The organism is Mycolicibacterium holsaticum DSM 44478 = JCM 12374 (assembly GCF_019645835.1).
Classification (GTDB): Bacteria; Actinomycetota; Actinomycetes; order Mycobacteriales; family Mycobacteriaceae; genus Mycobacterium; species Mycobacterium holsaticum.
In genome coordinates, this window is the sequence record NZ_CP080998.1 from 5,176,667 (window position 1) to 5,201,748 (window position 25,082).

The 25,082-nt window shown below is 64.7% G+C and carries 24 protein-coding genes and 1 pseudogene; 15 read left to right on the forward strand and 10 right to left on the reverse strand.

What is annotated here, in order from left to right:
- Positions 1 to 114: 114 nt before the first annotated feature.
- From K3U96_RS24800 to K3U96_RS24835, 8 genes are read left to right on the forward strand one after another with little or no spacing between them, the layout of a single operon-like run.
- Positions 115 to 1,287: a cytochrome P450 gene (locus K3U96_RS24800; RefSeq protein WP_230982566.1), complete on the forward strand. Its 1,173-nt coding sequence runs from the start codon at positions 115 to 117 to the stop codon at positions 1,285 to 1,287.
- Positions 1,287 to 2,486 carry an acyl-CoA dehydrogenase family protein gene (locus tag K3U96_RS24805; protein WP_220691405.1) on the forward strand — a complete coding sequence of 400 codons (1,200 nt, stop codon included), beginning with the start codon at positions 1,287 to 1,289 and terminating at the stop codon, positions 2,484 to 2,486. Before K3U96_RS24800 ends, K3U96_RS24805 begins: the two co-directional genes overlap by 1 nt.
- Positions 2,483 to 3,037 carry an FAS1-like dehydratase domain-containing protein gene (locus K3U96_RS24810; protein ID WP_069404445.1) on the forward strand — a complete coding sequence of 185 codons (555 nt, stop codon included), beginning with the start codon at positions 2,483 to 2,485 and terminating at the stop codon, positions 3,035 to 3,037. Before K3U96_RS24805 ends, K3U96_RS24810 begins: the two co-directional genes overlap by 4 nt.
- Positions 3,037 to 3,450 (forward strand): Zn-ribbon domain-containing OB-fold protein, encoded by a 414-nt coding sequence (locus tag K3U96_RS24815; protein ID WP_069404444.1) that lies wholly within the window; start codon positions 3,037 to 3,039, stop codon positions 3,448 to 3,450. Before K3U96_RS24810 ends, K3U96_RS24815 begins: the two co-directional genes overlap by 1 nt.
- A 17-nt stretch (positions 3,451 to 3,467) precedes the next feature.
- Positions 3,468 to 4,577, forward strand: coding sequence for an acyl-CoA dehydrogenase family protein (locus K3U96_RS24820; RefSeq protein ID WP_220691406.1), 1,110 nt, complete (start codon positions 3,468 to 3,470; stop codon positions 4,575 to 4,577).
- A complete protein-coding gene (locus K3U96_RS24825) occupies positions 4,574 to 5,023 on the forward strand; it encodes a MaoC family dehydratase (protein WP_220691407.1) in 450 nt (149 codons plus the stop codon). Before K3U96_RS24820 ends, K3U96_RS24825 begins: the two co-directional genes overlap by 4 nt.
- Entirely contained in the window at positions 5,020 to 6,189 is a 1,170-nt protein-coding gene (locus K3U96_RS24830; RefSeq protein WP_220691408.1) for a lipid-transfer protein, read from the forward strand. The genes K3U96_RS24825 and K3U96_RS24830 overlap by 4 nt, the downstream gene beginning before the upstream one ends.
- A gap of 18 nt (positions 6,190 to 6,207) precedes the next feature.
- The gene (locus K3U96_RS24835) at positions 6,208 to 6,822 is read left to right on the forward strand and encodes a TetR/AcrR family transcriptional regulator (protein ID WP_230982285.1); all 615 of its coding nucleotides are present in this window, start codon (positions 6,208 to 6,210) and stop codon (positions 6,820 to 6,822) included.
- Positions 6,823 to 6,825: 3 nt separating this feature from the next.
- Here the strand turns inward: K3U96_RS24835 and K3U96_RS24840 are convergent, their stop codons facing one another.
- The 3 genes from K3U96_RS24840 to K3U96_RS24850 form a co-directional block, all read right to left on the reverse strand.
- Positions 6,826 to 8,058 (reverse strand): cytochrome P450, encoded by a 1,233-nt coding sequence (locus tag K3U96_RS24840; protein WP_220691409.1) that lies wholly within the window; start codon positions 8,056 to 8,058, stop codon positions 6,826 to 6,828.
- Positions 8,055 to 9,260, reverse strand: a complete 1,206-nt coding sequence (locus K3U96_RS24845; protein WP_230982286.1) for a CaiB/BaiF CoA transferase family protein — start codon at positions 9,258 to 9,260, stop codon at positions 8,055 to 8,057. The genes K3U96_RS24840 and K3U96_RS24845 overlap by 4 nt, the downstream gene beginning before the upstream one ends.
- Positions 9,261 to 9,349: 89 nt before the next feature.
- On the reverse strand, positions 9,350 to 9,898 hold the full coding sequence (locus K3U96_RS24850; RefSeq protein ID WP_220691410.1) for a nuclear transport factor 2 family protein: 549 nt from the start codon (positions 9,896 to 9,898) through the stop codon (positions 9,350 to 9,352).
- Between the two features lie 96 nt (positions 9,899 to 9,994).
- Here K3U96_RS24850 and K3U96_RS24855 point away from each other — a divergent pair, with 96 nt between their 5' ends.
- Both K3U96_RS24855 and K3U96_RS24860 read left to right on the forward strand, forming a co-directional pair.
- Positions 9,995 to 11,617: a class I adenylate-forming enzyme family protein gene (locus K3U96_RS24855; protein WP_220691411.1), complete on the forward strand. Its 1,623-nt coding sequence runs from the start codon at positions 9,995 to 9,997 to the stop codon at positions 11,615 to 11,617.
- 286 nt (positions 11,618 to 11,903) lie between these two features.
- A complete protein-coding gene (locus K3U96_RS24860) occupies positions 11,904 to 12,983 on the forward strand; it encodes an NAD(P)H-dependent amine dehydrogenase family protein (RefSeq protein WP_372514922.1) in 1,080 nt (359 codons plus the stop codon).
- Here the strand turns inward: K3U96_RS24860 and K3U96_RS24865 are convergent.
- Positions 12,980 to 13,762: an SDR family NAD(P)-dependent oxidoreductase gene (locus K3U96_RS24865; protein ID WP_220691412.1), complete on the reverse strand. Its 783-nt coding sequence runs from the start codon at positions 13,760 to 13,762 to the stop codon at positions 12,980 to 12,982. The two genes, K3U96_RS24860 and K3U96_RS24865, sit on opposite strands and share 4 nt — an antisense overlap.
- An 89-nt stretch (positions 13,763 to 13,851) precedes the next feature.
- Here K3U96_RS24865 and K3U96_RS24870 point away from each other — a divergent pair, with 89 nt between their 5' ends.
- On the forward strand, positions 13,852 to 14,664 hold the full coding sequence (locus K3U96_RS24870) for a mycofactocin-coupled SDR family oxidoreductase (RefSeq protein ID WP_069404260.1): 813 nt from the start codon (positions 13,852 to 13,854) through the stop codon (positions 14,662 to 14,664).
- Here the strand turns inward: K3U96_RS24870 and K3U96_RS24875 are convergent.
- The 3 genes from K3U96_RS24875 to K3U96_RS24885 form a co-directional block, all read right to left on the reverse strand.
- Positions 14,661 to 15,758: a dihydrodipicolinate reductase gene (locus tag K3U96_RS24875; RefSeq protein WP_230982287.1), complete on the reverse strand. Its 1,098-nt coding sequence runs from the start codon at positions 15,756 to 15,758 to the stop codon at positions 14,661 to 14,663. The genes K3U96_RS24870 and K3U96_RS24875 overlap by 4 nt on opposite strands.
- Before the next feature lie 62 nt (positions 15,759 to 15,820).
- Complete coding sequence (locus K3U96_RS24880; protein ID WP_220691413.1) at positions 15,821 to 16,885, reverse strand: spirocyclase AveC family protein; 1,065 nt, start codon at positions 16,883 to 16,885, stop codon at positions 15,821 to 15,823.
- 1 nt (position 16,886) lies between these two features.
- The gene (locus K3U96_RS24885; protein ID WP_220691414.1) at positions 16,887 to 18,083 is read right to left on the reverse strand and encodes a cytochrome P450; all 1,197 of its coding nucleotides are present in this window, start codon (positions 18,081 to 18,083) and stop codon (positions 16,887 to 16,889) included.
- Between the two features lie 327 nt (positions 18,084 to 18,410).
- On the opposite strand from K3U96_RS24885, the gene K3U96_RS24890 reads away from it, so the two are divergent.
- On the forward strand, positions 18,411 to 19,169 hold the full coding sequence (locus K3U96_RS24890) for an SDR family oxidoreductase (RefSeq protein WP_220691415.1): 759 nt from the start codon (positions 18,411 to 18,413) through the stop codon (positions 19,167 to 19,169).
- Positions 19,170 to 19,472, forward strand: a pseudogene (locus K3U96_RS24895) (SDR family oxidoreductase); the annotation flags it as partial.
- Positions 19,473 to 19,496: 24 nt separating this feature from the next.
- Here K3U96_RS24895 and K3U96_RS24900 read toward each other — a convergent pair.
- Positions 19,497 to 20,339 carry an SDR family oxidoreductase gene (locus tag K3U96_RS24900; RefSeq protein ID WP_220691416.1) on the reverse strand — a complete coding sequence of 281 codons (843 nt, stop codon included), beginning with the start codon at positions 20,337 to 20,339 and terminating at the stop codon, positions 19,497 to 19,499.
- Positions 20,340 to 20,436: 97 nt separating this feature from the next.
- On the opposite strand from K3U96_RS24900, the gene K3U96_RS24905 reads away from it, so the two are divergent.
- Positions 20,437 to 21,522: an NAD(P)H-dependent amine dehydrogenase family protein gene (locus K3U96_RS24905; RefSeq protein WP_220691417.1), complete on the forward strand. Its 1,086-nt coding sequence runs from the start codon at positions 20,437 to 20,439 to the stop codon at positions 21,520 to 21,522.
- A gap of 9 nt (positions 21,523 to 21,531) precedes the next feature.
- Here K3U96_RS24905 and K3U96_RS24910 read toward each other — a convergent pair whose 3' ends face one another.
- Positions 21,532 to 22,584, reverse strand: coding sequence for an NAD(P)H-dependent amine dehydrogenase family protein (locus tag K3U96_RS24910; RefSeq protein ID WP_220691418.1), 1,053 nt, complete (start codon positions 22,582 to 22,584; stop codon positions 21,532 to 21,534).
- Positions 22,585 to 22,596: 12 nt separating this feature from the next.
- Positions 22,597 to 23,835 (reverse strand): cytochrome P450, encoded by a 1,239-nt coding sequence (locus K3U96_RS24915; protein WP_220691419.1) that lies wholly within the window; start codon positions 23,833 to 23,835, stop codon positions 22,597 to 22,599.
- A gap of 125 nt (positions 23,836 to 23,960) precedes the next feature.
- Here K3U96_RS24915 and K3U96_RS24920 point away from each other — a divergent pair, with 125 nt between their 5' ends.
- Positions 23,961 to 25,049 carry an NAD(P)H-dependent amine dehydrogenase family protein gene (locus K3U96_RS24920; protein ID WP_271035574.1) on the forward strand — a complete coding sequence of 363 codons (1,089 nt, stop codon included), beginning with the start codon at positions 23,961 to 23,963 and terminating at the stop codon, positions 25,047 to 25,049.
- Positions 25,050 to 25,082: the final 33 nt, after the last annotated feature.

The window sequence follows — 25,082 nt, forward strand, 5'->3', positions numbered from 1 at the left end:
TACGGTAGACACAACGTCACCGGACAATGCGATGCTATTTGTCCGATGGCCGATGCGTTGAGGAGAGCCGCGGTGCCGATTGAATCCACGTCCCGAGCCACGTCCGCACACCCACTGCACTCCCCGGACTTCTACGCAGGCGATCCGTATCCGGCATACCGGGAACTGCGCAACACGACGCCGGTGGTGTGGAACGACGTCACGAATTTCTGGGCGCTGACCAAATACGAGGACGTGCGCTTCGTTTCGGGTCACCCGTTGTTGTTCTCGTCGCAGTACGGCATCACGATTCCGGATCCCAGCCAGCCTGAGCCCGTCCAGGAAGGCAATCTGATCTTCACGGATCCGCCGCGACACCGGCAGCTGCGCAAGCTCATCAACGCCGGGTTCAGCCGCCGCCAGGTGGCGTTGCTGGAGCCCACGATCCGCAAGATCGTCGCGGGCATCGTCGACGGCATCGATCCGGCCCGGGAGTACGAGTTCGCCGAAGAGATCGCGGCGCCCCTGCCCACCCGGATGATCGCCGAGATGCTCGGCGCCGCCCCCGAGGACTGGGAGAAGTTCCGGGCTTGGTCGGATGCGGCCGTCGGAACGGCAGACCCCGACATCGAGTTGGATCACCTGGTGGCGCTCGGCGAGCTTTACGAGTACTTCACCGCGCTGATCGAAGCCCGGCGCTCAGGCAAGGTCACCGGACAAGACGATCTGTTGAGCATCCTGGCGGCCGCAGAGGTCGACGGCGAACGCCTCACCGACGCCGATCTACTCAACTTCTCGTTCCTGCTTCTGGTGGCCGGTAACGAGACCACACGCAACCTCATTGCGCTCGGCACCGTCGCGCTGCTGGAACATCCGGACCAGTTCGCGTTGCTTCGTTCGGATCCTTCTCTGCTGACGTGCGCCGTCGAGGAGATGCTGCGCTTCACCAGCCCGGTGACACACATGGCGCGACGAGCCACCGCCGACGTCGACATCCGCGGGCAGAAGATCAAGGCCGGCGACACCGTGGTGATGCTGTACGGCTCGGCCAACCGGGATGAGGACGTCTTCGGCACCAGCGGTGAAGAGTTCGACATCACCCGAAACCCCAACCCACACATTGCTTTCGGCGCAGGTGAACATGCCTGCCTCGGCGCCCAACTGGCACGTCTGGAGGCCAGGGTGATGTTCGAGGTGCTGCTGGGGGCCTATCCGAGCATCGAACTGACCGGTGACGTGACCCGGCTGCGCGCCACGATGGTGCCCGGCGTCAAACGGATGCCGGTGCGCCTGGGGGCAAGCGTCTGATGGACTTCGACTTCACCTCCGAACAGGAACAACTTCGCAACGAGTTCCGGGCGCGCCTGGAGGCCGTGATGACTCTCGAGCGGCGCGCGGCCGTCGCGGATCTGATGGAGGGCGGCGCCGCGGTCGGCGAGTGCAGGCGGGCGCTCGGTGAAGCGGGTCTGCTCGGCGTCGCTTGGCCGGTCGAATACGGCGGACGGGGTCTGACCGCGCTGGAACAGTACATCTTCAGCGAGGAGGCGCGCCGCGTGCACGCGCCGTTGCCGATGATCACGCTCAACACCGTCGGCCCCACCCTCATCCAGTACGGCACCGAGGAACAGAAGCAAAAGTTCCTTCCCGCGATACTCAAGGGCACCGTCGACTTCGCGATCGGCTACTCCGAACCCGGCGCCGGCAGCGACCTGGCATCGCTGCGCACCACTGCCGTCCGCGACGGCACCGACTACGTCATCAACGGTTCCAAGATGTTCACCAGCGGCGCCGAGTTCGCCGACTATATCTGGTTGGCAGCGCGAACCGATCCAGAAGCCAAGAAGCACAAGGGCATCACCGTGTTCATCGTGCCCACCGATTCGCCGGGCTTCTCGTGGAAACCCCTGCACACCATGCCGGGTGTGTCGACGTACTACACGTTCTACGACGACGTGCGCGTCCCCGAGAGCGCGATCGTGCTCGGCGAGAACCAGGGCTGGACGTTGGTGACCAACCAGCTGAACCTGGAGCGCGCCGCGTTGGGCAATCTCGGTGCGCTGGAACCACTGTTCGCCAAGACCCTGGATTGGGCCAGAACCACGCCGCTGGACGACGGGTACGTGATCGACCAGCCATGGGTCCAGCAGGCGCTGGCGCGCGTCGAAGCTCAGGTCGCCGCCTACCGACTGCTCAACCTGCGGGTCAACAGCACCATGAGCTCCGGGGCACTCGGGATGGGGGAGGCTTCGGCGGCGAAGGTTTTCGGCACCGAACTCACCCAGCAGGTGGCCCGTGAACTGCTCGACGTCGTCGGGCAGGCCGGCACCCGAAAAGGCGCCACCGCGCCCCTGAAAGGTGAACTCGAGAGCGCCTACCGGCTGGCTGTCATCAACACTTTCGGTGGCGGTGCGAACGAGCTGCAACGCGACATCATCGCCATGGCCGGGCTCGGGATGCCGCGGGCACCCCGCGACATGCGGGTGTCGGAGAAAGGAAGACAGCAGTGACCGACACAGCCAAAGACGAGCTGCGTGAGCGTCTTGACGCGCTCATCGGCAAGCCTACCGACGGCGTCGGCAAGCCGGTACGCGCACCGGATCCGGTGAACGCCGCGATGATCCGCCACTGGGCGTACGCCCTGGGTGACATGAGCCCGGCCTACCTCGACCCCGAATTCGCGAAGAACTCGCGCTATGGCGACATCGTGTCACCGCCGGTGATGCTGCAGACCTGGACGATGCCGCCGCCGAAGCTGGAGGGCATCCACGAGCGCGGTGGTGTGCCGATCGAGATGAAAGGTGAGAACCCTCTGCAATTTCTCGCCGACGCCGGTTACACCGGCATCATCGCGACAAACTCCGAGTTCGAGATCGAGCGCTATCCGCGGGTCGGCGACGAGATCACCTCGGAGACTGTCTTCGACTCGATCTCCGACGAGAAGAAGACAGCCATGGGCGACGGCTACTTCGTCACCTGGGTGACCACCTACCGCGACCAGAACGGCGAGGTCGTCGGACGCCAGTGGTTCCGCACCCTGCGATTCAAGACGGGAAACTGATGGCCAGCCGACTCGCACCCTCCATCAGCCCCGACACCGAGTTCTTCTGGTCGGGTCTCAACGAGCACGAGCTTCGTATCCAGCGGTGTACCGACTGCAAAACCTTGCGGGTCCCGCCGAGACCCATGTGCGGTAACTGCCAATCCTTGAACTGGGACCATGTCGTTTCCACCGGGCGGGGCACCGTCTACAGCTTCGTGATGCCGCAATACCCGCCGCTGCCCTTCCTGCAATACCCCTATGTCGTTGCGCTGATCGAGCTCGACGAGGGTGTGCGCATCGTGTCGAACCTGTGCGATATCGAGCCTGAGGCGATAACGAACGGGATGCAGGTCGAGGTCTTCTACGAGACCTTCGAGGCTCTCCCCAGCGGGGAAGAACTGGTGCTCCACCAGTTTCGGCCGGCGCGCTGAATTAGAGGAAGCGACACATGGATTTCACTTTCACCGAGGAGCAGGAGACCGTCGCCAAGGTCGCCCGACAGCTCTTCGAGCACCGCGCCACACCAGAGCATCTGACCGAGCTCGAAGCGGGTGAAGTACGGTACGACGCCGGGCTGTGGGCCGAGTTGGCGTCGGCGGATCTGCTAGGAATCGCGCTGCCCGAAGCCGTCGGGGGCACCGGCGGGGGTTTCCTGGAGCTGGGCGTGCTGCTCAGCGAGGTCGGGTACAGCGTCGCGCCGGTCCCGGTGTACGCGACGCTCGCCCTTGGCGCCGATACTATTGCCCGGCACGGTGATTCCGACCTGCAGCAACGCTTCTTGCCCGGAGTGGTCGACGGCAGCACCCTGTTGACCGCGGCGCTGACCGAACCGGGAAGCTCCGATCCGACCGCGCCCCGGACCAGCGCGCGTCCCGACGGCGATGTCTGGCGGCTCACCGGAACCAAAGAACTGGTACCCGCCGGACAACTCACCACGGCCATCGTCGTATCGGCCACGGCGGACGACGGACCCGGCCTGTTTGTCGTCGAAACCGGCGGCGGCGTAAACGTGACGCCGGCGACCACGACCAACGGCGAGCCTTTCGCCGATATCGAATTGACGGATGCCATCGGGTCGCGGCTCACCGAGCATGCCGACGCCGACGTGGTCCGCACGCTGTACACCAGGGCATTGGTCGGCCTGTGCGCGATGCAGATCGGCGTCGCCGAGCGGGCGCTGAAACTGGCCGCTGCCTACACCGGCGAGCGTGAGCAGTTCGGGCGTCCTATCGGGTCTTTTCAGGCTGTGCAGCAGCGCCTGGCCGACGCCTTCATCGACACCGAAGCGATCCGCTGGACCACCTGGCATGCGGCCTGGCTGATCGCCGAGGGTCGACCGGCCGAGCGGGAAGCCGCGATCGCGAAGTTCTGGGCCGCCGAGGCCGGTGCGCGGGTCGCCGCGTCCGCTCAGCAGGTACACGGCGGCATGGGCATCGACGTGACCTACCCACTGTCCCGGTATTTCCTGTGGGCCAAGCAGATTGAACTGGCATTGGGGTCGGCGTCACAGCAGCTGGCCCGCCTCGGCAACGCGTATGCGGAAGGACTGACCACATGACCTCGACCCTGAACCGCACCACCACGCTCAAGTGGAACGACATCAACGTGGGCGACACGGTGACACCGATGAACGTCCCGGTCACCACCACGCTGATCGTCGCGGGCGCCATCGCGTCCCGCGACTACATGCCGGTGCACCACGACCGCGACTTCGCCAATTCCCAAGGCTCCAAGGACATCTTCCTCAACATCCTGACGACCAACGGGCTGTGCGTGAAGTTTCTGCACGACTGGGCAGGGCCCGAGGCGATGGTCAAGAAGCTGTCCATCCGGCTCGGGGTGCCCGCCTATCCGAACGACCCGCTGCGGTTCGAGGGCAGCGTGACCGACAAGTCCTCGGCGGACGGCGAGGGGCTCATCGAGGTCACCTTCAAAGGCACCAACAGCCTCGGCGATCACGTCAAGGGCACGGCTGTGCTGAGCCTGCTCGAGGGTGTCTCGTGACAGACGGCATCGGCGGCAAGGCCGCGCTCGTCGGCATCGGACAGACCGAGTTCTCGAAAGAGTCGGGCCGCACCGAGATGCAACTGGCTTGCGAGGCGGTCAAAGCCGCGATCGACGATGCCGGGTTGCGCCCCAAGGACATCGACGGCATGGTGACCTTCACCGTCGACGAGAACGAGGAGATCGAGGTCGCCCGCAACGTCGGCATCGAGAACCTGACGTTCTTCACCCGCGTGCCGCACGGGGGCGGCGCCGCTGCGGGCACCGTGATGCAGGCCGCCATGGCGGTCGCGACGGGCGCCGCCGAGGCGGTGGTCTGCTACCGGGCATTCAACGAGCGCTCTGGGTTCCGGTTCGGCGGCGCCGGACGCCAACCCGGTGTCACCCCGCTGTGGATGGCGCCCTATGCGCCGTTCGGCTTCATGACACCAGCGGCTTGGGTGGCCCTGCACGCCCAGCGCTACATGACCACCTACGGGGTCACCAACGCCGACTTCGGCAAGATCTCTGTCATCGATCGCAAGCACGCGGCCAACAACCCCGATGCCTGGTTCTACGAGAAGCCGATCACCATCGAAGACCACCAGCAGTCGCGCTGGATCATCGAGCCGGTGCTGCGCCTGCTCGACTGCTGCCAGGAGAGTGACGGCGGCGTGGCCATGGTCGTGACCAGCGTCGAGCGGGCCCGCGACCTGGCGAAGCCGCCGGCGGTGATCACCGCGGCGGCCCAGGGCGCTGCCCACGACGGCGAGGTGATGACCAGCTATTACCGGGACGACATCACCGGGCTGCCCGAGATGGGTGTGGTCGGCAACAAACTGTGGCGCGACTCCGGGCTGGCACCCGAAGATATCTCGACCGCGTTCCTCTACGACCATTTCACCCCGTTCGTGTTCAGCCAACTCGAGGAGCTCGGGTTCTGCGGGCGGGGCGAGGCCAAGGATTTCGTGTCGGTCGACGAACTCTCGCTGGGCGGCCGAATGCCGATCAACACCAACGGTGGACTGCTGGGCGAGGCCTACATCCACGGGATGAACGGCATCACCGAGGGCGTGCGCCAGGTCCGCGGAACGTCGTACAACCAGGTCGACGACGTCGAACACGTGCTCGTCACATCGGGCACCGGCGTTCCGACCAGCGGCCTGATCCTGGCGCCCGACCACTGAGAAGTTAGTGTCGTGCGGGTGGCATCTGACGTGACGCAACCGGTGGTGGTCGACACCCGGGATGTCATCATCTCGGCGGCGTTCGCCTGTTTCCGGACCCGCGGGTTGGCCAAGACGACCATCGTCGACATCGCCAGGGCGGCCGAGGTGTCGCGCAGCACGTTCTACGAGTACTTCCGGGATAAGGAGACGATCGTCGAGGCCTGCGCGGAGGCCGCGTCGCAGCGGTTCTACCGCAACATGGCCAAGGCCATCGATCGGCACGGAGGCAGCACGCTGGAAGGCCGGCTGGTGCGCGCCGCCGTCTTCGTCACCCAGGCGCGTCAGGTCATCGAGCCCGAGGTGTACTTCGACCCCGAGGAAGTCAACCTCATGATGACCAAGAACGCCGCCACGCTGCTCAAGGAGTGCGCGGACTTCCTGGCGCCCTACGTCATGGCGGCCAGGCTGACCGGAGAGGTCCGCGCCAACCTGGATGTACCGTCGGCCACCGAATGGTTCGCACGAATGCTGTTCTCGCTGTTCACGACTCCGTCGCCGACCATCGACATGCGCGACGACGACGCGGTCGCCGACTTCGTCCGGGCATACGCGGTGAACGGATTCGTCGACGGGAACTCCCGCCGGCGGTAGCCATCATCGGTGCAGGCTGCGCACCGGGACGTTGGCGTAGCCGCAGACGTTCGACATCGCCACGCGCCGCAGGCCCTCGCGGTCCACCTCGTATTCGGGAATGAGGTCGAGCAGCGCGTTGAGCGCGATGCGGCTTTCCATCCGCGCGAGTGCGGCGCCCAGGCAGCTGTGTATGCCGTATCCCAAGGCGAGGTTGAAGCCCATCTTGCGTTCGCGGTCGATGTCCAGCCGGTCGGGTTCGTCGAACATCCGCTCGTCTCGGAGAGCCGCCCCGGTGACCAGCAGCACCGCAGCGCCTTCGGGAATCGTGGTGCCGTAGTACGTGACATCGCGCGTCGCGGTGCGGACCTGATACTGCGACGGCGCTTCGTACCGCAGCAGTTCCTCGACCGCGGCGGGGATCTTGCTGCGGTCCTCACGAAGTTTGCGCCACTGGTCGGGGAACTCGGCGAACGCGACCATCGCATTGCCGACCAGCTTGGTGACCGTCTCGGCGCCTGCACCGCCGAGCATCGTCGCGAAGCCCGTGATATCGACGTCGGTGAGCTTTTCCACCACGCCGTCCCGCTCGATCTCGGTCTCGATAAGGCGGCTGATCATGTCGTCCTGCGGCACTGCGCGGCGCTGCTGTACGAGGTCGTAATAGTAGAGGCCGGTGTCCATCGAGGCCTCGTATCCCTCTTTGGGAACGGCGATCTCACCGGGCCGACGTTCGAGCAGCAGGTCCAGCCAGCGCCGAATCTGGTCGCGATCCTCCTTGGGCACGCCGAGCATGGTGGTGATGACCTCGTTCGGAAACAGCGCGGAGAAGTCGGCGACGACGTCGAAACCCTCGGGGTTCAGCGCTTCGATGCGCTCGTAGACCTTTTCGCGCACCATGTCTTCCAGCGCGGCGATCGCACGCGGGGTGAAGACATTGCTGACCAGGCGGCGCATCTTCTGGTGTTCTGGCGGATCCATCGAGATGATCACCTTGGGCACCGGGATCGCGTCGTCGTGGGCCTTGACGATATCCAGCGTGGCACCCTTGGCCGACGAGAAGGTTTCGTGATCCTTGGTCGCAGACGCCACGTCGTCATAACGCGTCAGTGCCCAAAAGTCCCACCTCGCGCTGTAGTAGACGGGCGCCTCGTTGCGAAGGCGGCGGTAGGTGTCGTACGCACCGTCGAAGAAGTCCTGTGAGAACGGGTCGAATTCGGCGGGTACATTGTCCACTTCGGCGGACGCGGCGTTCACAGGATCGCTCCCGACTTCTTGAGTTCCTCGATGGTGTCCCAGTCGATTCCGGCGTCCATCAGGACTTCCTCGGTATGCTGACCGTGCTCGGGTGCGCCCGGCGGAGTCACCGACCGTTCGTTGAACTGAACGGGGTTGGTGGGCAGTGAGAACGGCACGCCGTTGACGGTTTCGGTATGCGCGACATAGCCGTTCGCGGTGACGGCCGGATCCTCGCAGAGTTCGGCAGGGGTCTGCACGATGCCCCAGGCGCCGGTCAGCACCGCCAGCGTCGTGCGCCACTGAGCCAGTGTGCGCTTGGCGAACGCCTCGTCGAGCAACGCGATCAGGGCGACCCGATTCTCGTAGCGCGAGGCAGGATCGGCGAACCGCGGATCGTCGACCAGCTCTGGCAGGCCGATCACCCGCATCGCCTCGGCGTAGAACTTGTCCAGCTGCAGCATCATCAACTGCACGTAGCGACCGTCCTTCGTGCGATACGTGCCGACCAACGGGTTGGGCGCGTCGGCGTGCGTGAACTTGGGAATGGCGCTGCCGCCGTGGATTTGGCTGACCGCGACGTCGGGGCTGAGGTTCCAGGCGGCCAGCCCGAGCAGCGACACGTCGACCACCGATCCCTCACCGGTCGTCGCCTTCTTGTACAGCGCCGCGGCGATACCGCCGGCGATCGTCATGCCGCCGAGGAGGTCCCCGAACGCCGGCCGGGAGCGGACGAGCTGGTCGGCGTCCTCGGTCAGAACCGTGGCGATGCCGCCGCGCGCCCAGTAGGAGACACCGTCGTATCCGGGCTTGTCCGCATCCGGCCCGTTCGGGCCGTGCCCGGATCCCCGGACGTACACGATGCTCGGATTCACCGCGCGGATGTCGTCGACGTCGATGCCGAACTTCCTGCGGCGCTCGGGCAAATAGCTGGTCAGGAACACATCGCAGGTCTTGGCCAGTTCGTGAACCACCTGCCGACCGCCAGGTGTGCTCAGGTCCACACCGATCGACTTCTTACCGCGGTTGGGAATCTCGATCATGTAGTTGACCGCACCACCACCCTCGTCGACGATGCCCATCGTGACCAGGCCACGCTGGGGATCACCGCCGTCGCGTGGCTCGACCTTGATCACCTCGGCGCCCCACTCGGCGAGGACTGCGCCCGCCGACGGCACGAAAGTCCATGCAGCGACCTCCAGCACCCGAACCCCGTTGAGCACGTTGTCGACGGTAATGACGGCCTCCTACAACTGTTAACAAAGATTTCCGTTTTCCGAGAATCGCACTATCCGACCGGTTTGTAAACGCGCTAGGGACGCCGGGACAGCTGGGCGGGAACCTCCGGGTCGCCCCTGTCCCAAAACGCCCGCCAGGTCGGCATCCGATGCGGCATGGCCGCGCGCAGTGGTACGTCGGCGGGCCACCGAACGAAATCCGGTCCCGGACGTTCGGTCACATCCACCGAATACCATGGATGCTCGCGTCGTGTGACGAAGTACCAATGGCCGCCGCGTCGCTCGTAGACGTCGTCGTACCGCATCGTGATGACGTACCAGCCGTCGCCGTCCTCATGTTCGGCCCGGCAGTAGATCGATCCGGTCGCATGGTCGTCATCGACGAAATCGACTACCTGCCCGCAGATCAGGTGGATGCTGCGATAGAACCTGCGGAGCACCACGTCATACCACCGCTTGAGGGCGTCGCGGCCGCTGCCCTGCGCGCCCGCATCGACATCATCGACGAAAAGCGCCACCAGGGCGTCGAGATCACGCGCATCGAGCGCCATCGCGTACCGGCTGGGCAGTTGAGCGATCTCCAAACCGGACTCCAGGCGATCGAGCCGATCCGAGGTTGACATGGCTGAAGTGTAATACTCTAGCGAGAACGCCTATTCTCACCTCGGCGAGGATGGCTATCCTGTGAGGGCCAGCCTGTCCGAGAGGATGTTCAACTCGTGCCCTTTCCCACCGTGACGCCCACGATCCCCGCTCTGGTCAGGTCGTGCGCGGCGCGGTTCGGCGACAAGCCGTTCCTGATCGCCGGGGGTCAGACGCTCAGCTACACCGACCTCGATCTGCGGTCGGCGCGGTTGGCGACGGCGCTGCTGGCAGAGGGCTTCGGCAAGGGTGATCACGTCGGGATCCTCATGCCCAACAGCGTGGAGTGGGCCATCGCCTGGTTCGCCACGACGCGCATCGGGGCGGTCGCGGTACCGCTGAATACGTTTTACAAAGCCGCAGAATTGGGCTGGACGGCTCGTCACGCCGATCTGCGCGCGATCATCGCCCAGCCGGAGTTCCGCGGCCACGACTTCCTCGATCGCCTCGAGGAGGCGCTGCCGGGACTGTCCGGCCAGGACAGTCCCGGCAGGCTCACCATCCGCCAGGCGCCGTATCTGCGCACGATCGTGGTGTGGCAGGAATCTGATCGCCCATGGGCGACGCGCCTTCCCGATGACCTCGCCGCGGGACACGATGCCGATTTTCCGGCCGACTTCCTGGTCGACGTCGAGTCCTGCGTGACGCCGGCCGACGACGCGATGATCATCTACACCTCGGGGAGCACCGGCGACCCGAAGGGACCCGTGCACACGCACGGCACGCTGGTGCGCCACACCTACAATCTCACCTTCGACTACGGCGTCACGAACGAAACGGTGATGTTCACCTCCATGCCGTTCTTCTGGGTGGGCGGCCTGATCACCGGTATCCACGCCGTGATCCACCACGGCGCGACGCTTGTCACCCAGCCGGCGTTCGACGCGGCCGAGGCCCTCGAGTTGATCGAGCGCCACCGCGCGACGACAACGCTGGGTTGGCCCCAGCAAGGCAAGTCACTGGCCGACCACCCGGATTTCGGCCGGCGCGACCTCAGTTCGGTGCAGCGCACCAGCCTGCCCGCGATGGTGCCGCCCGAGCGCCGCCCGAAAGGCCCCAGTGCCCTCGGGATGACCGAACTGTGCGGCAACCACATCGGCGTCGACCCGTATCCAGCGCAACCCGCCGATCGCTGCGAAACGGGCGGGTACTCGATCGAGGGGTTGGCGCATCTGGTGGTGGACCCGGCGACGGGGGAACCCGTCACACCGGGCGCCGAAGGCGAAATCTGGGTGCGCGGCTACTCGCTGATGCAGCGGCTGTACAAGCGCGAACGCGAAGACGTGTTCACGCCGGACGGCTACTACCGAACGGGCGACCGCGGTGTCCAGTACGACGACGGATGGATCAAGTTCACCGGCCGATTGGGAGATCTGATCAAAACGAGTGGCGGCACAAACGTCACACCCGGCGAGGTCGAGTTGGCGCTGTCCGGTTGCGACGGCGTCCTCGAGGCGTATGTCGTCGGCGCCGAGGACGAGAGCAACGAAACGATCGTCGCCGCGGCGGTGGTACCGCGCGGCGACGCTCAGCTGGATGCCGCGGATCTGCAGGCGCAGGTCCGCAGGACGATGTCGGCATACAAAGTCCCGAAGTTCATTTGGGTCACAAACAAAGAGGCGCTGCCGTTCACTGCCACGGGCAAGGTCAAGAAGTCGGAACTCGCAAAGCAGCTCAGCGATCTGCTCTCAGACACGTGAGCGCGACAGCTTCACGGCATGGTGCCGCAGTTCGACCATGACGTCGTGGCTGACGTGAAGGCGGTTTCCTATTTTCGGAAACTTGCATTCTCGCTACGGTACATTCGCGACGTGGCACTGAAACCGTTCCCTCTCGCAGACAGGTGACGATCGTGACGGGGCCGAACTCAGCGTCGGCAATGGATCGTGAAAGTGTCTGCAGCAGTGGCGCAGCAGTCGTGGGCGTCGCGCGAAAATCGTTCGCAACTGCCCGTTGAGACGACGTGATACAGAAGGAGTGCAGCGGGTGACTGACAAGCCATTACGGGTCGCCGTGATATCCACCGGTTGGATCAGCAGCCTGTCGATCCGCGCGATCGTCCGCCGACCGCACCTGGACCTTGTCGGGGTGTGGGTACACAGCCCCGAGAAGGTCGGGCGCGACGCCGGCGAAATCGTCGGGCTGGGCCCGATCGGCCTGATCACCACCGGCAATCTCGACGACATCATCGCGTCGAAGCCCGATTGTGTGGTCTACGGTGCGGCCAGCGCGGAGATGGACTCCGCCGCGGTGCGCGACTACGTCCGCCTACTCAACGGTGGATTGAACGTGGTGACCACCAACACCCCGGGAATGATGTTCCCCGACAGGTGGATCCCGCAACTCGCCGATCAGGTGCGTACAGCCGCATTGTCCGGAGGAGCCACGATTTACACCTCGGGCATCGAACCGGGCTTCGCCGGCGACCAGTTCGCGGTACTGCTGACCACATTGTCGAACACCATCCGATCCATACGAGCGCAAGAGATCTTCGACTACTCGACGTATCCCAACCGAGAGCTGATGATCGATGCGATGGGCTTCGGCAAGCCGCTCGATTTCACGCCCCTGTTGGAACTCGAAGGCGCACAGCAGTTTGCCTGGGGACCGCCGATCGGGCTGGTGGCCAAGGCGCTTGGGGTGGAACTCGAGAAGGTCACCGAAACCTACGAACGGGTGCTCACCCCGCGGGATCTGCACGTCGCGTGCGGAACCATTCCCGCCGGAACGTGTGGCGCCGTCCGAGCGGAAACCACCGGTGTCGTCGACGGTCACCCGATGATCACGATCGAGCACGTCAACCGGATGGCGCCTGACTTGGCACCGGAGTGGGCGTCGGCGCCCAACGGCACCTACCGGCTCATCATTGACGGCCAGCCCCATATTCGGTGCGACCTGAAGCTCGGCACCGAGGACACCCCAGAGTCGGCCAACGCCAACGCGATGGAGGCGACGGCCATGCGGGTCGTCAATGCCATCCCCTACGTGGTCGCCGCGACCCCGGGAATCGCCACGTCGCTGGATCTGCCGATCACGGCGCCCCGTAACGCGCTGGACTTCGGTTAGACCGTGAACATCGGTCCGCGTGGTGCGCCCCGCACCTCGTTGCCTCCGTCGATCGCGAAGCTCTGCCCCGTCATCCAGCCGGATTCGGGTCCAGCCAGGTAGCGCACGCCGGGAGCGATGTCGTCGGCGACACCGAGCCTGCCTAGCGGTACCCGTTCCAGGAAACTGCTTGTCAGCTCTTCGAGGTGGATGTAGCCCTGAGTGGTGGCCGCTTCCGTCAGGCCCGGGCGTACCGCGTTGACTCGGATACCGCGCGCGCCCAGTTCTGAGGCGGCGACGCGGATGAACATCTCGAGCGCGGCCTTGCCCGCCGAGTAGTGCCCCAGCCCCTCCATCGGAATCCTGGCGGATGTCGACGAGATGAACACGATTGAACCGCCACCCGTCATCAGCGGCGCAGAATAGCGCAGCGCCAGAAAGTTCGAGCGCAGGTTACCCATCACGAAATTCGTGAAGGTTTCGAGGTCCTGTTCGACCAGCGGCCCGGTGCCGCCGCTGGCCACCGTGCCGATGACGATGTTCAGCCGATCGTGGACATCGTGGGCGGACTGTGCCGCCGCTTTCACGGTGTCTTCGTCTTCGGGGTCACCCTTTTGCAGCACAACCTCCGCGTCCGGGGCGGCCTCATGGATTCGGTCACGCGTCGCTTCCAGCCGCTTCATGGATCGCCCCAGCAAGTACAACGTGGCGCCGTCGATCGCCAGCAGCCTGGCTGAAGCCTGGGCGATGCCCGCCGACGCACCGAGGATGAATGCTGTCTGACCGTCGAGCACACCCATGATCGGAAAAGCTACCACTTCCGCAACGGACGTTCTCTAAAACTGGTAATCTGGATTCTCAGGTGCGGTAGCGTGCGCGTGTGCCAGACATGACCGACAAGGTCGCGCTCATTACCGGGGCTGCCCGCGGACAGGGACGCGCTCATGCCGAAAGGCTCAGCGCCGACGGCGCCGACGTCATTCTCGTTGACATCGCGGGGCCGCTCCCACCGAGCGTCCCCTACGATTCGGCCACGCCCGAGGATCTGACCGAGACGGCGGAGATGGTGGCAAGCAAGGGCCGGCGGGCAGTGACGGCGATCGTCGACACTCGAGATCACGACGGCCTTTGCACCGCTGTCGATAACGCGGTCGCCGAGCTCGGGCGGCTCGATGTCATCGTCGCCAACGCGGGCATCTGTGTGCCCGCCGCGTGGGATCAAGTGTCGCCGCGTGACTTCCAGGACACCATCGACATCAATATCGTCGGTACCTGGAACACGGTGATGGCGGGGGCCAAGCACATCGTCGCCGCCGGGCGGGGCGGCTCCATCATCCTCGTCAGCTCGGCAGCCGGCCTCACGGTGGAGCCGTTCATGATCGCCTACACAGCCAGTAAGCACGCCGTAACGGCCCTGGCCCGCTCATTTGCCGCCGAACTCGGCAAATACCACATTCGAGTCAACAGTTTGCACCCTGGCTCGGTGGCGACACCGATGGGAAGCGGTCGGATGATCGAGGCGATGGCCGAGGCAGCGAAGTCGAATCCGGCGCTGCGGCCCGGTTTCACAAAGCAACTTTTGCCGGACGCGATCACCACCGCCGAGGACGTCGCCCGTGCGGTCGCGTGGTTGGCATCCGACGACGCGAGATTTGTCACGGCTGCCGCCATTCCGGTGGACGTCGGCGTGACGGGCAGTTAAGCGCTGGATTGTCGAGTGACGACCGACGGCCCGGAAAGAGGGCTGGCGATCACGCCACGCGGGGCTTCGACCACGCTGGGGATGGCGTTCACCGCCGCGAGCGCCGTGGCCGCGACACCGGGATTCACTCGGTCGTCGTCCGACTGCTCGAGGTGCAGTTCGAGGTTCATGTTGGGATTGCCGTTGACGCGGAATACCATTCCGCCTTGGCCTTCACGCGCCGGCTTGGGCCAACGACCGGGCCACGGCGTGCTGCTGACCGTCGCGAAGTACTGAACCGCGACGGTTGGGCGGCCTCTGACGATCCCGGCGAGCTGCCACCGGTGCGCACAGATCGTTCCCTGGGGGATGACGCCGAGCGCGGTCGGAAGGTCGGTCGGCGCGAGCAGAGTCTCCCAGTCCAGTTCTATTCCGTCGAGTTCGAATCCGAGGATGTCGGCGATGTAGGTCACGACCGTGCCCCAGTCCTTGTTGACCTTCCCCGACGCGATTCGAACGGGCACATGGCCGTCGGGCTTACCGAATCCCATCGACTCATGCAGGACGTCCCATATCGGGTAGGACTTGTCGAGGTCGACGGCGTACTCGTCCATCCGGTACGAGTCGACTCGACCCGCCCCGGTCAGCAGAGCGGTGGGGATGTTCAGGCTGATGAACCCCGGCTCGCTGCCGGTGGCATAGAACGTTGCATTACCCTGCTGAGCCGCATTTTCCAGGTCTTGTCGCCATGACGCGGGCGCGGCCCGGGGATAGATCATCGGGATCAGCGAGAACGTCACCACATTGATCCCCGCCTCGAGGTACGTGGCGATGTCTGCGATCACCTCGTCTTCGCGTCGAACGGCGGTCGCGCAATATGTCACGCAGTCGGGTTTCAGCGCGAGAACCGTCGAAAGGTCATCGGTCGCGGGTACGCCGACCGATGGTGCGCCGCACAGTTCTCCTGCGTCTAGCCCGGCTTTTTCCGGTGTCGACACCTTCACCCCGACGAGATCGAGCAAGGGGTCCTCGATGACCGCACGCAAGGCCTCCCTGCCGGTCAACCCGGTGCCGACGTGGACAACTCGATAGCGGCGACCGGAGAAGTCGATCACTGTCTCTCACCCTTTCTGCGCCCTGCGGGGCAACCGTTCTCGTCGTCGTGGCATGTTCGTAGTTATCGGTAAAACGGTCCCGGCTTACCGGCTTCCTCGAGATGACCGTATGGGTCGTACAGGTTTACCTCCGGAAAGGGGTTTTGATCGAAGGAGGGCTGCGACAGACCTGCCTCTCGCAGCCCGGACAACACAGCCAGCGGCACAGCGAACGACACCAGGCCCACCGTCACAGATATCAGTAACTGGCGAGTCAGCGTCACCTTTGGGCGTCCCCGCCTCGCGGGCAACCAGCGCGCGAGTCGGTTGATCAACACCAACTCGCCACTCTCGTCCCGCACGCACATCACGGCGACCATGGCGAATATCGGGGCGTCGTACACCGCCATGATCAGTGGAAAGTGGATGTGGCCGATCTGCAGCACCGGACCGACTGCCTCTGTGTAGTAGAAGATTCCGGCTCTCATCCAGGTGAACTGGATGAGCCCGTTGATCGGGACGGCGATGATCGTCGCACCGATGAACACCCGCAGTAGCCTGCGCGGTGCCAACCAGCCGGCGCGACGCATCAGCGGATCCAAGAGGCTGTCGTGCAGCTTCAAGAAGCCCAGACCGTTCAGCAGGTAGTAAGCGGCGTAGCCCCCTAGGAACGCCAGCGCCGGTTCAAGATTCGGTGAGATGTTCACGTACGGCCAGGACAGCGGGAAGTGCAACATGCGCGGATCGAATATCGCGAACGTCGCCCAATTCGCCAATGGATCCAGCGCCCCGGTGATCAGGCCGGCAAACGCGATGATGACCGCCCAGTGCACCTTTCGTTGCCGCCACGACAACCACGTCAGGGCGGTGATCAGACCGATCGCCAACGGGATCGAGCTGATCGAGACCGCCAGCGGCCAGTTGTCGAAGCCGAGAAACGGCGGATACGGATCGGGGCCGGGATTCGGGTTCGCTCTTTTCGGGTCCCCGTGCAGACCTGTCTGAATGTTCGCGATCGTCACGATGGCGAAGGTCAGGTAGGCGATGAAGAACAGCGACCACCCGATCCTGGCAGACCACGGGGAAAAGTGTTCCTCGGCCGGTTCGCCGGGAGCGCAATTCGGCTCACGGTCAACGGTATTGGTCATCTCAGACCGTGACCGGAAGCGTTGCCCACCCTCGGACGCTGGTGGTATGAGCGCGTTTTGCCGCCGCGTAATCGACTTCCCAGTCCGGCCATCGGCGCAAAACCTCCTCGAGCGCCACGCGCGCTTGCATCCGCGCGAGCGCGGCGCCGAGGCAGAAGTGAATTCCGCGGCCGAATGACAAGTGCGTGGCCTGCCGGTGGATGTCGAACCGGTCCCCGTCCGGGTACTGTCGCTCGTCGCGGTTCGCCGAACCGTTGATCAGCAGCATCACCGAGCCCTCGGCGACCGTCTGGCCATAGAGTTCAACGTCACGAGCGACATATTGTGCCTGTACGGGCGACGGTGCCTCGTAGCGCAGCACCTCCTCGATCGCCGCGGGGATAAGACTGAAATCCGCCGCTAGTTCGCGGCGTTGGTCCGCATGGTCCGACAACAGTTGTCCGGCAAAGCCGATCAGCCGCGTCGTCGTCTCGTTTCCCGCGCCGACGAGGGTGCCGGTATAGGTCAACACCTCTTCGCGGGTCAATCGCCTGCGGCTACCGTCGCGTTCCTCGATCTCGGCGTTGACCAGTTCGGTCATCAGATCGTCTGATGGGTGGTCGTAACGCCAATCGATGAACTCTTCCAGCATCGAGCCTTGGCGTGTCAGCATGTCGGCGGCCACATCGAAGAGTTCGCCGCCTTTGAGTTCGAGAAGCCGATCGGTGTTCTGCCGGATGGCGATCTGCCTGTCCTCCGGTATGCCCAACAGGTATCCGATGGTGCGCATCGGCATCCATGCTCCGAGGTCGGCGATGAAGTCGAACCTCTCGGCGTTCTCGAGGGGCTCCAATGCGCGCTGGCAGAACTCTCGCGCCAGCGGTTCGATGGCAGCCATGCGCCGTGGCGTGAACACACCCGACAACAGGCGACGGTGAAAGTCGTGGATCGGGGGGTCCTCGAACAGGATGATGCCCGGCGGTACCTCGACACCGTTGAGAATGATCTCGATGGTGGTGCCCTTGCCCGAGCGGTAGTCCTCCCAGTTGGCCAGCTCGCGGGCGACGTCCGAGTACCTGCTCAACGCGTAGAAGCCGTACTTGTCGTTCCGGTAGAGCGGCGCTTCCTCGCGCAGCCTCTTCCACACGGGGTAGGGATCGTCGTCGATGTCGAAATCAAACGGGTCGTAGTACGGCCCAACCTTCACCCTGTAGGTCACACCGCGAGAATAGGCGTTATCGAGCACCGTTATGGCAGGTTTCCCGCGGCCCGACCACCGGTTGCAAGCCCCGGGGCGGCCGCGACACGGTCGTCTACCGCCTCAATCTGGACGTATGAGAATATGAATTCTCGTATTGCAGGACGGTCGGGTGCACCTGCGCGGAACGGTATCGAAGGAGGCGGGAATGGCTTCAGGCGCCAGGACGTCGCAGCAGGTGTCCGACGCTTGCGGAGCCCGATCGGACTGCGGCAGGTGCCGACGACCGATCCGCGCGATGATCGAATCTGCGTCATCGAAAACGGAATCAGGTAGGAGAAGCACGGTATGAGCGATCGACACTCCAATATCGAGGGCGCGCGAATGCTCGTGATCGGCGCCTCGTCGGGCATCGGTCACGCGCTCGCGCAGGCGGCTCACACCAGGGGCGCCCGCGTCGCGCTCGCGGCACGGCGCGCGGACCTGCTGTCCGGACTCGCCGAGCAGCTCGATGGTTCCGCCCACGAACTCGACGTCTCCGATCCGCACGCCATCGAGCAGGTCGTCGGGGACGTGGTGTCGGGGTTCGGCCAACTCGACGCTGTCATCTTCACCAGCGCCGTGGTGCCGTTCGCGCTGATCGAAGAGACCGACGTGACGACGTGGTTGCATGCGTACGCCGTCAACGCGGTGGGCGCGTCGCATGTGCTGCGCGCCGCGCTGCCCCACCTTGCCGACGACGCGGTCGCACTCGTGGCATCGAGCCACGACGTGGGTCGGCCCCGCGCCGGTGTCGCGGCGTATCACGCCAGTAAAGCTGCGCTGGACGAGATCCTGCGCTCCTGGCGGGCCGAACATCCGGAGCTGGCCGTCATCCGCGTCAGCGTCGGCCCGACGGAGGGCACCGAGATCCTGCGTGGCGCGGACCGAGATCTGCTCGCCGATCTGTACCGGACGTGGGCGCAGGAGGGCCAGATTCCGGCGGAGATGTCGGCAGTCAGCGACGTGGCGAACGCGATGCTGTCGTTGATCGCCATGTCTCGCGCGAACCCCACAGTGGTCAGCGAAATCGTGCATCTGGCCCCTCGATTGAGCAAAGCCCGATAGAAGAGGCTTTCGAAAAGCCTTGGGCCCGAGGGTATACTCGTCAACTGCGTGTGCACGGGAACCATCGTGACCGCGAGCTTCACCGAGATCCTCGAGGACGTGCTGGCCGCCGCCGGGCTGAACTCCGCGGATCCGCATGATGTGATGACGTGGGTGGAGCGAACCTACGGTCATCCCGGTGACCTCCGCCGGGCCGGGCACCCGAGGGAAATCGCCTCGGCGACGGCATATCTGGCGTCGCACCGTAACGGCTACGTTACCGGTTCCCCCGTCAGCATCGACGGCGGCTCGGACTTCATCTGAGTGCGTGCGTCCTGCGGTAGCGGCTCAACTGTTCTTCGACATCTCGGCGGCCGCCGTGTCGGCCCACTGCGCCTGGTGCCGGCCCATCGTCATGGCGCCGTTCCAGCCACCGTCGGTCCAAAGCACCTCACCGCCGACATAACTGAAGCGCGGGCTGCCGAGGCAGACCAGGGGCCAGGCCTGCTCCTCGGGAGTCGAATACCGCCCGACGGGTCCGACGGCCTGATCGACAGTGTCCTTACCCATTAGATCCTGAAAGGCCGGCATCATCGCGGTCTCGGTGGGGCCCGGGTTGATGCAGTTGATCCGGATGCCACGCCGACCCAATTCGGGATACCACCAGCCCACCCACGCGTCGATGATGTACTTCGAGTAGGCATAGCCACTCCACGACCACAGCTTCTCGTTGGCCGTCAGCCATTCGACGGCCGCCTCGAACCCCCTGGTCTCGAGCAGCCCGGTGATGACCTTGATGTGGTCCTGCCAGCCGATCGCGGCGGACGACGAAATCACACTGATGGCCGACCCTTCGGGCATTTTCGGCACGAGGAGCTCGGCCAGATGACGCGCGCCGACGAAGTTGACCAGAATCGTGTCCCATTCGCTGAACGGTGGACCGGGTAGTCCCGCGCAACTGAAGAGCCCGTCGACGGGGCCGTCGATGGACGCCGCGACCTCGTCGATGCTCTTCGAGTCGCGAAGGTCGATCTGTAGCGCGCGGGCGACGGGAACGGTGGTGGGTTTGATGTCGAGTGCGGTGACCGCCGCACCGAGATCCGCGAGGATTTGCGCAGCCGCCTGGCCCATTCCCGACGCCGCGCCGCTTACGACCACCGACTTGCCCCGGTACCTCAGCACATCGTCCATGGCACGCTCCTGTCGAGAATTTCATTTGCCGAATGTGAGAACATACGTTATCACCGGTGTACTGTCGCACTGTGACGGTTTCGACGGGGGCCGCCGGATGAGCGTCGACAGTCGCCCATTGCGGATCATTCAGTGGGCCACCGGCGCCGTCGGCTCCGAGATGATCACCACCATCCTCGATCACCGCCCCGACCTCGAGTTGGTCGGAGCCCGCGTGTATTCCGATGTCAAGAACGGGGTCGATGTCGGGACGCTCGTCAACAGAGCTCCCATCGGCGTCACCGCCACCACCGATGCTGCCGAAATCCTCGCGCTGGACGCCGACCTCGTGTTGTACGCACCGTCGTTTACCGACCTCGACGATGTCTGTGCGCTGCTCGAGAGCGGCAAAAACGTGGCAACGCCGTCATTTCTATTTCATCCTCGGCGCATTCCCGAAGCCGACCGGGACAAACTCTTGACGGCGTGCGAGAAAGGCAACAGCACCATCCACGGCAGTGGGCTCAACCCGGGTAATTTGTCTGGGGTGCTGCCGCTGGCGCTGTCGGGAATGAGCCGCACGATCGACCGATTGACCCTGCAGGAGAGGGCCGATTGGACGCTGTGGGAGAGCACCGAGATCACCTTCGACGGCATGTGGTTCGGCCGGCCGGTCGATGAGGTGACACCAACCGCCAACGCCTATCTCGGTTTCCTGACGAAGCTGTTCGTCGAGCAGACGTGGTTCCTCTCCGACACCCTGAATGCGGACATCGACGACGTCGCGGTGAGCCTGGAAACGGTACCGGCGACCACGAACCTGCACGTCTTCGAACACGTGGTGCGCAAGGGCACCACCGCCGGGCAGCGCTGGAAGTTCGTCGGGCATCGCGGCGGCGAACCACTGATCGAGTTCGAGACGCTGTGGACCGTCGGCGGCGAGTACCCCCAGCACTGGCCCAAACCGCTGGACGGTTGGACCTTGACCATCGAGGGCGATCCGTCCATGCGGACACACTTCTTTCCCCTGGCGAGCTTCACGCGCGAGGCGTCCATCGAGGAGCATGTCCGAGCCGGTCTGGTCACGGTGGCGATGCAGGTAGTCAACGCCATCCCGGCGGTCTGCGCGGCCCTCGCAGGGTTCGCGACGATGGCGGACCTGCCCCTCATCCGCAGCTACACGGGCTTCGGCAACGGGGTCTGACACGCGCGTCTAGTTGGCGCGGCTCGTCCAGTGGGCGACGAACGGCGCAATGGTGGACAGGTCGTACAGCCCCGGCTCAGCCGCGACGACGGTGGGTATGGCGTTAATCGCATGCATCGCGGTGGCCAGGCACCCCTGTTCGGCGTGGTCCTCACGGGGAGAACCGATTTCGAAGTGGATGCGCATATTCGGCTCACCTTCGAAGGTGACCTCGTATCCGATCTCGGTCGGCCAATCCGGGGCGAGGTCGTCGGCCATGCGAGTGAGATGCTCGACCGACATCACGGTCTCGCCGCAGTCGACGACGACACCGAATCGCATGGCACCGACGGTGCCCGCCGGGATCTCGCCTGCTGCGACGGTTAAGGCGCGCGGCGTCGTCACGACTTCGCGGAAGCCCTCCACCGCACGTATTCGCAGTCCGAGCGCCTGAGCAAGCACCGTCGCGCTGCCGATCCATGCGCTCGCCGCGTACTCGGCGTTAGTGAGCAGTGGGGTGGTGTCGTCGGGTGCATGCCCGAAACCCATGGCATTGAAGATCAGGTCGTGACTGGCGTAGGTGGAGTAGTTGAGCACCTCGCGGACGCTGATCCGGTTCGTCTGCTGTGTGAGCCGTGACAGCAGAGGCGCGATCGACTCGCCGAAGAAGCCCGGGTACAGACCTACCCCGAGGAATGATGATCGGCCTGCTTCACAGGCATTTTCGATGTCGTCGGCCAGCGATTCGTGCAGCGAGCGCGGATGGACGAACCTGCTACCCGTGGCGACAACATTCTTACCGGAAGCGAGCAGGTCACAGACATCGGCGAAGCAGCCCGGGGTGTCGGTTTCGACCTTCCCCATGTAGAGCACGACGTCGGCATCGGTGGCGATGATGGCGTCGCGGTCGTCGCTGGTGACCACTCCGGCCTCACCGGCACCGCACAACGTGCCCGCGTCGACACCGGCTTTCGCCGGATCGTAGACCCGAACACCGACGACAGAGAGATCCGGCCGCCCGATGACGTGGCGCAGCGACATCATCCCGGTGACGCCGGTCGCCCACTGGATCACCCGTGTCATGGCAACACTTCCTCAGTCCCACACCACGTCTAGACGTGGCGGTGATCGGAACATCGTTCCGGTGATGTAGGGCGCCGGCGCATCGGGGTCGAGCCGGAGTCCGGGCAACTCGTCGAACAGCGCGTTGAAGATTTTGGTGGTCTCGAGCCGAGCCAGATGCATGCCCAGGCAGACATGGGCCCCGTGCGCGAACCCGATGTGCGGCTTACGTTCCCGGAAAATGTCGAACTTCTCCGGTTCATTCCACCGCGTTTCGTCGTGGTTCGCGCTGCCGAGACTGAGCATCATCGTCGCACCCTCGGGTACGTGAACCCCGCCGATCTCGGTGTCGCGGGTGACCTCGCGCATGAAATTGAGCAGCGGGGTTTCCCAGCGAATGCCTTCCTCGATCGCCTGCGGCAGCAGGTTGCGGTCGGCGCGCACCGCGTCGAGCTGATCACGATGGGTGAGCAATGCGTAGGCCAGGCTGGCAGTCGAGCGGGACGTGGTCTCGGCGCCCGCGGGCAGTAGGTTGCGCATGAAACCGTAAATCTGCTCGTCGGACATTTTCACGCCGTTGACCTCTGCGGCCGCAAGGATGGAGACCATGTCGTCCTTGGGCTCCCGGCGCCGGTCGGCAAGGATCCCGACGAAATACTCCTTCATCTTCGCCGATGCCCGCATCGCGCAGTCCATGTCGCCGCGGAAGCCCAGCAGATCGATCGCCAGTCGGTGAAAGTGCAAGACATCGGAATCGGGAAGTCCCAGTAGCGCTGCGATCACCCGCACCGGAATCGGCATGAACACCGCGTCGACGAGATCGGCACGCTTGGCGTCCTTGATCTTCGCAATGGTTCGGTCCACCAGCGGGCCGACGAGTTCGGTATCCCAACGCTTCATCGATGAGCGAGCGAAGGCGAACTCGTGCAGCTTGCGGTAAATCGCGTGTTCGGGGTCCTGCATCTCGAGGATGGTGGGGCCCTGCAGTGGCCGTACCACGTCCTCGTAACACCGGGTGCTGAAGGTGATGTTGTCGGTGAAGATCGCCTTGACGGTGTCGAACGTGTACGCCGTGAAGGTCGGCGGGCCGTCTTCCGAATTGCCGATCATGCCCATCTCAGGCCACCCGGCATGCACCGGCGCCTGTGCCCGCAGCTCCTTGAGGAAGGGGTACGGGGTGGCGTCACCGTCGGCGCCCATGCCTGCGTTGAATTTGTCTTGAGCGTCTCGAATGCTCTGCTCGAGATCTTCGACGCTCGCCGGCTCGAACATGCGACGACTCCTCACTGCGGATCGGCCGATATCAACATACACCCTGGTGGTTGCCGACCTCCATCATGTACGTTTGGCCGGAGTCAAGCCGTAGCCTCAGCGAAAAGCACACCAGGAGCGATCGATTGGTAACTCGAGTCGTCCAATGGGCCACGGGCGCCGTCGGTCGCGCTGCGCTCGCCGAGCTCATTGAGAACCCTGATTTTCAATTGGCCGGCGTGCTGGTGTACGACCCGGCGAAGGCTGGACAGGACGCCGGGTCGCTGTGCGGCCTTCCGGCGACCACCGGCGTCCTCGCTACCACGGACAAGGACGAGATCTTCGGACTCGGCGCCGACGTCGTCATACATGCCGCCAGCAAGGCCCATGCCGTTGACACCAACGCCGACGACATCTGCCGACTGCTTGCGGCGGGCACCGACGTCATCACGACGACGTCCTACAACCACCTGCCGACCTACGGCGCCGAGACCGCGACGGCTTTCGTCGAAGCATCCCGGACGGGACAGTCCCGCTTCCATGCCGCGGGAGAGAACCCGGGATTCATGTTCGAACGCCTGGTGGCGACCGTGACGGGACTGAGCAAGTCAATCGATCGAATCGACCTCTACGAAGCGACCGATGTCTCGGCGGTCGACAGCCGACCCATGCTCGTCGACCTGATGGGTATGGGCCGAGCGCCCGAGGACGTCACGGTCGACTCGCTGATCATCAAGAAGCTCGACATGGCGTACCGTCAGGCGCTCAACGCCACCGCCGACGTTCTCGGCGTCACGCTGTCGCACGTCGAGGTCTCCGTTGATGCCACCACGCTTCAGCACGACCTCGAGGTGACGGCTGGCACTATCGAGGCGGGAACGGTCGTCGGCCAACGGTTCTCATGGGTCGGACACTGGTCAGGCCGCCCGCTGCTGGCCATCCACGAGGAATGGGTTCTTACGCGGGATCTGCCCCAGTGGGGGCTCACGCCGCTTGCCCCGGGGGAGAAGGCGCCGCTGATCCGCGCCGTCATCAAGGGCGAACCGAGTTTCGAGCTCGCGCTCGACGTCGGCTGGGACGGCAAGGTGCCCAACGGGCAGCACGCGCAACCGGGGCATCTGATGATCGCGATGGGCGCAGTCCGGGCGATCCCTTACGTGAGGGCCCAGCCGCCAGGGATCGTCACGGCGCCGGTGTTCGGTGCGATCCAGCTGGGCGGCCAGCGCCGAAACTGAGCTTCTGCAGACACATTCGCGCCATCGTCGCGC